At 57.3% G+C, this 9,667-nt stretch carries 8 protein-coding genes; all 8 read left to right on the top strand.

What is annotated here, in order from left to right:
- Positions 1–430 (top strand): NAD-dependent epimerase/dehydratase family protein (locus ACED18_RS18865; RefSeq protein ID WP_377290945.1); only part of this gene is annotated, 430 nt, incomplete at its 5' end.
- A 99-nt stretch (positions 431–529) separates the two neighbouring features.
- Entirely contained in the window at positions 530–1,717 is a 1,188-nt protein-coding gene (locus ACED18_RS18860; protein ID WP_377295155.1) for a hypothetical protein, read from the top strand.
- Positions 1,714–3,249 carry a glycosyltransferase gene (locus tag ACED18_RS18855; RefSeq protein ID WP_377295153.1) on the top strand — a complete coding sequence of 512 codons (1,536 nt, stop codon included), beginning with the start codon at positions 1,714–1,716 and terminating at the stop codon, positions 3,247–3,249. The genes ACED18_RS18860 and ACED18_RS18855 overlap by 4 nt, the downstream gene beginning before the upstream one ends.
- Before the next feature lie 54 nt (positions 3,250–3,303).
- Positions 3,304–5,466 carry a hypothetical protein gene (locus tag ACED18_RS18850; protein ID WP_377295151.1) on the top strand — a complete coding sequence of 721 codons (2,163 nt, stop codon included), beginning with the start codon at positions 3,304–3,306 and terminating at the stop codon, positions 5,464–5,466.
- 249 nt (positions 5,467–5,715) lie between these two features.
- Positions 5,716–6,894, top strand: a complete 1,179-nt coding sequence (locus tag ACED18_RS18845) for a hypothetical protein (RefSeq protein WP_377295149.1) — start codon at positions 5,716–5,718, stop codon at positions 6,892–6,894.
- Positions 6,895–6,905: 11 nt separating this feature from the next.
- The gene (locus tag ACED18_RS18840) at positions 6,906–7,703 is read left to right on the top strand and encodes an ABC transporter permease (protein WP_377295147.1); all 798 of its coding nucleotides are present in this window, start codon (positions 6,906–6,908) and stop codon (positions 7,701–7,703) included.
- A gap of 28 nt (positions 7,704–7,731) precedes the next feature.
- On the top strand, positions 7,732–8,943 hold the full coding sequence (locus ACED18_RS18835; RefSeq protein ID WP_377295145.1) for a hypothetical protein: 1,212 nt from the start codon (positions 7,732–7,734) through the stop codon (positions 8,941–8,943).
- Positions 8,944–8,948: 5 nt separating this feature from the next.
- A complete protein-coding gene (locus tag ACED18_RS18830) occupies positions 8,949–9,662 on the top strand; it encodes an ABC transporter ATP-binding protein (protein WP_377295143.1) in 714 nt (237 codons plus the stop codon).
- Positions 9,663–9,667: the final 5 nt, after the last annotated feature.

Below are 9,667 nucleotides of genomic sequence, written 5' to 3'. Positions count from 1 at the left end.
GCAGGGTGGCAAGGAAAAGGCTCCGGCCGCGATTTGCCGCAAGGTGGCGCTGGCTGCCAACAATGGCGAGATCGAGATCTGGGGTGACGGCGCCCAGACGCGCTCCTTCCTCTTCATCGACGAGTGCATCGAAGGTACGATCCGCCTGACGCGGTCGAATTTCGAAGGCCCGGTCAACATCGGTTCGGAAGAGATGGTCACGATCAACCAGCTCGTGGACATCGTTGCCGACATTGCCGGCAAGAAGATCCACAAGAACCACATTCCCGGCCCGACGGGCGTGCGCGGCCGCAACTCGGACAACCGCCTGATCGAGGAAAAGCTCGGCTGGGCGCCCGGCGCCACGCTGCGCGCCGGTCTCGAAAAGACCTATGCCTGGATCGAAGCGCAGATCCGTTCGAACAGCGCAGGCAACAAGTCGGCTGCCTGACAATATCATCCTTACCTGGATAATCCGGTACGGCAGTCGTTCTGCCGTACCGGTGTCGTGGATGCACGATCGACACGCCTACCTTACCCGGAGAAGAAGATGCGTTTGTTCGTCTGTGATCCTGCCTGCGTTCAGGCATTCGGCCACAATGTCACGGCACTGCGCTATTTCACGCGAGCGTTTCGCGATCAGTACAGCGACATCATTCCGTTGTGTAGCAACCTTCTGGATCACTCCGTCGTCAAGCGAGAGAGTTTCACCGCATTCTACAACTTCTACTATGCTCGATATTTTCCCTCCGTCGACACCCGCGGCGCTCCGGCACCTGGCGCCTCCTCAGACGACGCATTTTACCCGGACGATTTCGAGCGCCTTGCGACCGATGATGCCCGGCGCCTCTTGCAGTCCTTTCAGGTCGGCCCGGACGACGACATTCTCTTTCCACATCTTGACTTCTATGGCGTTGTCGGGATGCTGAACGCGCTTGGCGAGCTGGAGCTCCATGCTCGTCCGCGTCTTCTCCTGCGCTTCATCGGCGTCATGGAAAATGCCACGATTACCTATCGAAAGCCGACGGCGGAGCTTCTGAGCCGCGTCAGGGCCGCGATGGACCATGGTATCGCGGTCAGGGTCAGCGCAGAGACGCCGCGCTATGCAGACTATCTCGCGATTGAGCTGGGCGTCACCGTCGCCGTGACGGGATATCCCGACGAAGCGGACGCCATGCCGATGCGCGCGGACATTCCCTTCACGTTCTACTGCCCGGGTTCGGCTCGTTTCGACAAGGGCTTCCTCGAACTGGCGCAGATCTTCCGGGGAATCAGGCGGGGATGTGGCGACCTCTCAATCCAGTTCGTCACGCAAATCCTGCCGGACCGCGACCTCAAGCATCACATGAACACATTGATGCAGATATACGCGATTCCGGGCGTCGAGCTTCAGCCGGCAGCAATCGATGCCGAGGATATGGTTGAAACATTCCGTCGAAGCCATGCGGTTCTTCTCCCCTATGCTGCCGACATCTATGAGTTCCGCGGATCGGCGGTGCTGATGGAGGCAACGGCCTACGGACGTCCTGCCATTACGTATGAAGGAACAGCATTTGCGGAACTGGTTCGCTACTACGGCCTCGGGCAGGTCGTTGCGTCCCCCGAAGCGATGGTAAAGGCCGCATTGGACATGGCCATGCAGGATCGCAAGACCCTGGAAATGCAGGCCGCACAGGCACGTTTCCGATATATCAGAGACAATATCGCGTCCTATCAATTCTGGATGAAGCGCCCATGAAAAAACTTCTTTTCGTCGATCATGCGGCTCACAAGCTAACCCGCTCAAGTAATTTTTTCACCGAAATCCTTTCAACACGATTCGATGTTACAGTATTCTACTTAGAGCCTGAATTAAGCTATCCCGAAAATCTTATAGAAACAGCCAAGATTTACGATATCGTCGTCGTGTGGCAGATGGATTACCTTGCATCCATCTTCACGATCCTCGGCATCCCGACCGTCATTATACCCATGTATGACGGATCCGAACTGATGCCAGACCTGCACTGGATATTTGGCCGACATGCGTCCTACCTCAATTTTTCACTCTCGCTGCATCATCGGGTGCGTATGACCGGTGGGCAGTCAAAGCCCCTGCGATACTTCCGCCCGCCCGTCGCGCCGCAGAACCGTGCCGATCTCAGCGGACCGTTGAAAGCCTTCCTCTGGCTTCGGCGCCCAGACCACGGCATCACCCTTGGCCTCGTCGAGACACTGGTTGGCGACAAATGCGAGCGCATCCATATTCATCACGCGCCCGACAGGGTCGAGGACCTCGGACCTCAACACGTCTTGCCGGGTCGCGACGATTATGAGTTGACCATCACGCGCTGGGGTGAGGATCCCACGGCTTATCGGCAGGCGCTCGCGGAGTGCAACATTTTTATCGCGCCCCGGCTTACCGAAGGCATCGGCATGGCATTTCTCGAGGCTATGGCGCGAGGAATGGTGGTCATTGCCAATGATTGCCCAACGCACAATGAATATGTTTCAAACTGGCTGAACGGTATTCTCTTTTCAGAAACGACAAAGAATCCTCTCCAGTTTGAAAGGGATCAGATCAAGGAGATGGCCGACATTGCCTATCTGACGGTCGTGGCCGGGTATGAGTTATGGCTCGAAAGCATTCCCACGGTGCTCGACTTCATCGACAACACGCCACGGCCAACCGGCATCGACGGCTTCGACATTGATCGTTACTCCCGATCGCTTTTCACTGCCTATTACAGTGGCCTCGATTATTACCGACAGTTCCTGGTGTCGGCCGCACCATTGGTACTTTCGAGCTTGAAGGTGCCGATTGAGGGCGTCATCACCGAAGACGCAAATGTGCGTCCAGCACCTTTGACGACCACTGACAAAGACGGCGCATCGGCACCCATGTTGCGGAACGCCCGCATGGATCTGCACTCGCTTCCGGCGCATGTCCTGAAAGGCGACGTCTTGGTCACCGAACGCGCGGCTTGGGTCAAGGGGGGAAGCCTAGAACTTCATATGAATTTCGGCGTTCAAAGGCCGCTCTACAGGCGAGCGAACTTGCACCTGACGTTGCCTGGCGACATGCGCGAACAGACACTCGTTTTGTCGTGCAATGGCGAGATCGCGGGCATTTTTCAGCTTGCAGCAGGTAGCACGACGATCGCCGTGGACTTGCCGGCCTCGCTGGCCGACACGTCCCTATCGCTTCGGCTTCAAACGACCAGCCTAGCACGCGAGACGGGTATCAACACAGCGGTCAGCCTCGGCATCGAACGTATCGAGTTTGAATAGTCTTGTCGGTATATGGGGCTAGTTTTCGCGCACAATCAGACCTGAGGCAACGAGATGATGCTCTTTCCGCGCAGAAGACGAGTGGGATTGGAAATGCGGAACGACGCATCCGCCAGCGCGGAGCAGCATCGGAAACACGCGACTGTTCTGGAGGAGCGTGGAGACTGGAAGAGTGCGATCGTGTCCTACAGGCTTGCCGCCGCTGCCGGGCTCACAGAGGCGATGGAGGAAGCCCAAGTCTTGTCACGCCGCGTTGTTGCGCTGGTGACGGCCTGCGACGGAAGCAGCCTCGAGTCATTGAACCCCACAGTGAGAGACGAGCTGATCGAACTCAGCCAATCAGAGACAGCTGAGGGCTACGTCCGGCTCTGCAGCGCACTTCTGTCGACCGGGCGCTACGAGGAGGCGGGTCTGAGCCTTGGCTGCGCATTATCCCTTGACTCAGATTTTTCACCGGCGAAAGCTGCGCTCGACGCGTTCGTTCAGGCGGTCCGGCTGAAGGAAATCGAATTCCGCTTCCAAGGAACGCACGACAGCCTTCTGCCTGCCAGCCATGGCTATACGCGCATCACGGCATCCTGGATGGAACATATCGGCCTCAGACTGGGGCACGCGTTCCGCGATTGCGGTGCATGGGAGAGTGCAGTTGACGCCTACCGCGTCGCAGCCGAGGCCGTCGCTTCTCCGGATAACTATTTCCATCTGGGTCATGCCTACCGTCATGGTGGCCGGCCGCGGGCTGCAGTCGATATCTATCGCAAGGCAATTACCATCCAGCCGGAGCGTGCCGAGGCATTCTTCTACCTTGGAGAGGGATTGCGCGCCCTGCGCGACCTCAAAGGCGCGATACTCGCCTTCGAGCAGGCCAGCAGACTTGGCCTGGCATCCGCTACGGCCGAACATGCGGCCGTTGCCGCAGAACTGCGCGACCTTGTTTTCCCATTGTTGCCGGAGGATCTGCACGGGGATGCGGAGGCGACGATCTGCGCAGTTGCGAGGCTGGAGAGCGAAGAGACCTACATACAGCTTGCGTCGCTGCTCGTGGAGCATGGCTACTACACCAATGCCGTCTATGCCTGTGGTAGCGTACTGACGCACCGGGCCGGTCATCCCGGTGCCGAACAGCTTCTCCGCGATCTCATCGAACGACACATCATTATAGAAAAGCGAACCTTCATCCTGGAACCCGGGCGGACTGACGTCTTTCCAGGTGGCTGCGGTTTTCATCCGGTCGCTGCGGATGTCGTGGAATCTCTGTGCCTTCGCATCGGGCATGCATTTCGTGACCGCGATCTCTTCCTCCCTGCTACCGCAGCCTATGCTGCTGCGGCCCGGCAATCGGCGTCACCGGACCCGTTTCTACATCTCGGACACGCCTACAGACGACTAGGCGAACATGGCCACGCAGCGAAGGCCTATAGGGCCGGCCTATCGCTGCGGATCACGGCTGCCGGTTTCTTCTATCTCGGAGAGGCTCTGGAGGCATCGGGCGCCTATGCGGACAGCGTTTCCGCCTTCACCTGGGCACTGGCGGTCGACCCGACCTTCCTCGATGCCAGACGACAGATCGATCGACTTCAGCGCCGCGTTCCAGAGCCAAAGGGCCTCGAGGACCTGATCGTCCCAATGCCGAGCACCATGGTCGACGCGGTGGCAGAGCCGGAAGAAACTCGACGCGGAGTGAGCGTGAAGCCATTGTCAGCGGGGTCGTTTGCCTGGATTGTCAAGGACGAGAGTGGCCAGGCGGGCACCCAGATCCGTGCGACCCATGCAACCATTTGTCCTTCCGATGAAGAACTGTCACCCCGATTGGAGGGAGGCAGACTCGGTCTCATGCTGCAGATCAGCGCACCAGAAGGATCTCACCACGCTTTCAGAATCCTCTGCCGCAGTGCGGGGCGAACGGCCTTGACCGTCGTTGACAGCAGTGTCGCTTCGGATGAGCGAGAGCTTCCCGTGAACCGACTTGCTGTGGACGATGGCTTCGCATGGTATTGCTTCACGGTTGAAAAGCGCACCGCGGCGATATCTCTGAACCTAAGCTTGCGTGAAGGCAACGATATTTCGGAACAGGACGCAATCGTGTGCCTGGCGCTTTTCACCCATCCAGCGGGGCGAAACGATCTCTGGGGTGCGTTTCTGGAGCAGATCGACTACGATCGACGCCTCAAGCCGCTGCGCGACCTGCTGCGGAAGCGTGCGTTGAAGTCGGCTTGAGGGGTAGAGGTCTCATTGTTGCCGCCTTTGCTTGGCTTCTGGTTTCGAGAAGGTCTGTGACGTTCATCAACATGAGCCAACATGAACAGTGAAGCGGATGTCGGGCAAAAGGGGCCCGAATTGCCGCGCTGCGCGCTATGGTGTAAGTTCTGTTGGTCGCCCTGACCCTGATATGAGCTTCTTAAGGTTCACGAACTTTGTCGGAAGGGCCGGGACGGTCATCACGCTATTGAGGGAATGCTTACAAACATGACCATTGAGTCGCAGATGGCCGTTTCCAACATAAGCGAGATACCAGGCTCCGGTTCGCGGAAGGAATCCATTAAAGAATTGATGTCGCGTCATTATGCGCGGGTGATCTTCCTGATCGTATTCGTGGTGCCGACAACGCTGTCGCTCGTCTATAACCTGATCTCGGCGGATCGGTTTGTGTCCGAGGCCCAGTTCGTCGTGAAAGGCGTCAACTCGACGCAGGTCGGTGGCCTCTCCATGCTTCTGAGGACCTTTGGCATTTCGCGATCGAATGACGATTCCTATGCGATTGAAAACTATCTCAAGTCTCGTGATGCGCTCGGCTCGTTGCAGCAGAAGATTGACCTCCGCGAAGTGTACAGTCGGCCGGAAAGCGATTTTTTGACGCGGTTCCACTCCTTCCTCTACGGAAACACGACGGAAAGTCTCTTCAACTACTACCTTGACCAGATAGAGGTAGAGCGTAACGCGGAATCGGGCGTCTCAACTCTGCGAGTTTCAGCTTATCGCGCCGACGATGCGAAGAATATTGCCGACACCCTGCTTGCTCTCGGTGAAACACGTGTCAACGACATGAACGCGCGGGCACGTGCCGACGCGCTAAAGCTGTCGGAGAATGCGTTGCAGTTTTCAGAGGCGCGCCTGGCACAGAGTGAGCGGACGCTCACGCTCTACCGCAACAGCGAGTTGCTGGTCGATCCTGCGAACGAAGCTCAGATGAGTTCCGACGTGATCGGCAAGCTGTATACGCAGACGATCGAGGAGCAAATCAAGCTGGACCAGATGATGCGAGCCGCTTCAGACAGCCCCGGTATTTCGGCCCAGAAGCTGAGGGTCGAAACGTTGAGAGAGCAACTGGCCGCGGCCGAAGGCAAGCTGGTCGGCAACGACGGATCGTTGGCGTCAAAGATCGGAAAATACGAGCAACTGGTATTCGAGCGAGAACTTGCCAACCGTGCCTACGAGGCTTCCGTGAACGCCGTCAACCAAGCGCGGGAAGAAGCGCTGCGCAAGCAGATCTACCTGCAGACAATCGTCTCGCCGCATCTGCCGGACAAGGCGACGCGCCCCTACCGTTTCCACAACGTCTTCACCGTCGGCCTGCTGACGCTCTCAAGTGCCATCATGCTGTATCTCCTCGTCTCGGGCAGCCGAGAACACCTGAACCTGCACTAGAGCGCTTTCCCATGTATGCGATCGGACGCGATACGGCTACCCAGAAGCTGAGACAGAAGGCACGCACCATCAATGCGCTGCTAGTGCGGGAGTTGATGGTCCGCTTCGGGCACGGAAATATCGGGTTCATGTGGCTGGTCGGCGAGCCGCTCATTCTGACAATCGGCGTTATGGGGATGTGGACACTCCTCTACGGCGAGCAGAAGCATGGCGTTAAGATCATGCCCTTGGTGCTCACCGGTTATTCGACGCTAACTCTCTTTCGCCACATCATTGGCAGTTACGTAAATTGTTTCCGCGCAAATGCGGGACTCCTCTTTCATCGTACTGTGCGTCCCGTTGATACCATAATTGCGCGTGGCTTGCTCGAGACGATCGGGGTGCTAATCGCGTTCTTCGTCGCCTATGTCCCGATGCGCCTGCTTGGTTACTTTGATCCGATTTACGATTATTCTTTGCTGCTGAGCGCATGGTTCTTGTTCTGCTTCGGCATTTCTGGTTTCGGGATGATCGTGGCGTGCATCTGTCAGATATCCGAGACGGCCGAGCGCTTCGTGCAACCGATGCTATATCTGGCAATTCCGGCGACGGGTTCGTTTTTCATGGTCGCTTGGCTTCCCGAGACGGCGCAGAAGATTGTTCTTCTGTCTCCCCTCGTCCATTGCAATGAGATGTTCAGGGCGGGCTACTTTGGCCCGTCCGTTGCAACGTCGTGGAATGGTTGGTACGTCGTGACCTGGGCACTCGTAAACAACGCGATTGCATGGACCTTGGTCAAACGAACACAGCGACACATCGAGATTTCCTAAGGCCATCACGGCGGGACGACACCAAACCATGGCCACAGACCAGCAAGAACGCCAGAAGGACGAAACGCTCGTCCTCAAACAGATCGGCTCGCAGGGACAACTCGTCCCGGTAGACCCCGACGAATTCGTGACCGTCGCACATCAAGGCGAGCGAAAAACCTCGCGGTGGATCCCCTCAAAAGCCCTGGCCTTCTTCGTCCTGCTTCCTGTGCTCAGTGCTGGGATCTACAATTTCATCATCGCATCGCCCCGGTTTGTATCCGAGGTTTCCTTTATCGTCCGAGAGAACAAAGCCAATACCGGCGTTGCCGCCCTTATCGGGGAGGGTGGCCTCACGCGATCGGATGAAGCCAGCTACGCCGTCGTCACCTATCTGGAATCACGCGACGCCGTAAAGTTCCTTGATCGGGACGGCATGCTCAGTGCGATCTTTTCAAGCAACGATGTCGATTTCGGATCACGCTTTCCGAGTTGGATGAACGGGTCCACATTCGACGAGCTCTACAAGCATTTCCAGAGCTTCTACGATGTTGAGTATTCGCCTACGACGGGCATTGTGTCTTTGGAGACCGAAGGTTTCACGCCGGCAGATGCTCAGAGGATCGCTGCCCGTCTCCTCGATGGTGCTGACGCGCTCATCAATGCGCTGGGTGAAACGGCCAAGCAGGATGCCGTACGCCTCGCCCGCCAGAATGTCCTGGAAGCTCAGTCGAAGCTCGCACAAATCCAGAAGGAAATCACGGATTTCCGTAATCAGAGCCGCCTGCTGACACCCGACGTCGAGATGAAGATGAACAGCGACATCATCACCGGCCTCATGTCTGAGCTGAGCACGGCCGACGCGCAGCTCTCACAACTTCTCCAAGGTTCTCCGAACAATCCACGTGTGAAGGAGCTGCAACTTCGGCGAGATGCACTCCGTGACCAGCTCGACACCTTTCGGGCGCGGTTAAGCGGCGACGACAATTCGTTGACGGAAAAGATGGAGGCCTACTCCGAAATCTTCATTCGTAAGGAGATTGCCGAAAAGGTTCTTGTCAACGCCTTCGCCACGCTGAGCAAAGCGGAGCTCGATGCTTCGAAGAAGCAGCTCTACATCGACGAGGTCGTTGCACCCGGCATTCCCGATGTTGCCGATCACTTCAAGCCCTTCCTCAATGTTCTGCTGACCCTCATTCTCTGCTTCTGCTCCTATTGGACGGTGAAGACTGCTTGGGAACTCGCTATGGAAGAAGGCTGAGCGACATGATGTCCGCCGTCCAGACAATTACTGCTGATTTCGAAGCATCGAATGCACCTATTCGAAAGAACTCGATTGCGGTCCGCAACTTGGTGAAGGACTACCACACGCCGACTGGGACGGCACACGTCCTCAAAGGTATTTCCTTCGATGTGAAGGCCGGTGAGAAGGTCGCGATCCTCGGCAGGAACGGGGCCGGCAAGTCGACTTTGGTGAAGTTGGTCGGCGGCGTCGAGAGGCCAACGAGCGGCTTCATCTATCGGGGTATGTCAATGTCCTGGCCGATCGCCTTTGGCGGCGGCTTCGAGCCAACCATGACCGGACTGGACAACATCCGGTTCATCGCCCGGCTCTATGGACAGCCGATCCGCGAGACCATTGAGCGCGTCGATGACTTTGCCGAACTTGGCAAGCATTTGATGTCGCCCGTCAAATCATATTCGTCGGGCATGCGCGCCCGCCTTGCCTTCGCCTTGACGCTCGCGATCGATTTTGACTGTTTTCTGATTGATGAAGTCATCTCCGTTGGCGACCAGCGCTTTCAGCGAAAGAGCCACGAGGCGCTCTTCGAGAAGCGCAAGCATTGCGCGATGATCCTGATCAGTCACGATATCGGAATTATTCGATCCTACTGCGACCGCGCTGTCGTCCTGAAAGCCGGCCGCAGTCGCGTCTTTGACGATCTGGAGTTCGCGATCCAGATCTATTCGGCACTGTGAATCCT

The organism is Rhizobium sp. SG2393, from assembly GCF_042610495.1.
Classification (GTDB): Bacteria; Pseudomonadota; Alphaproteobacteria; order Rhizobiales; family Rhizobiaceae; genus RU20A.
Note: the sequence above shows the minus strand (reverse complement) of the source record. Positions and strands in the feature narration are given on the sequence as shown.

Coding starts and splice junctions, on each gene's coding strand:
- ACED18_RS18830 (WP_377295143.1), top strand. CDS start 8,949: ATGATGTCCGCCGTCCAGACAATTACTGCTGATTTCGAAGCATCGAAT.
- ACED18_RS18835 (WP_377295145.1), top strand. CDS start 7,732: ATGGCCACAGACCAGCAAGAACGCCAGAAGGACGAAACGCTCGTCCTC.
- ACED18_RS18860 (WP_377295155.1), top strand. CDS start 530: ATGCGTTTGTTCGTCTGTGATCCTGCCTGCGTTCAGGCATTCGGCCAC.
- ACED18_RS18845 (WP_377295149.1), top strand. CDS start 5,716: ATGACCATTGAGTCGCAGATGGCCGTTTCCAACATAAGCGAGATACCA.
- ACED18_RS18840 (WP_377295147.1), top strand. CDS start 6,906: ATGTATGCGATCGGACGCGATACGGCTACCCAGAAGCTGAGACAGAAG.
- ACED18_RS18855 (WP_377295153.1), top strand. CDS start 1,714: ATGAAAAAACTTCTTTTCGTCGATCATGCGGCTCACAAGCTAACCCGC.
- ACED18_RS18850 (WP_377295151.1), top strand. CDS start 3,304: ATGATGCTCTTTCCGCGCAGAAGACGAGTGGGATTGGAAATGCGGAAC.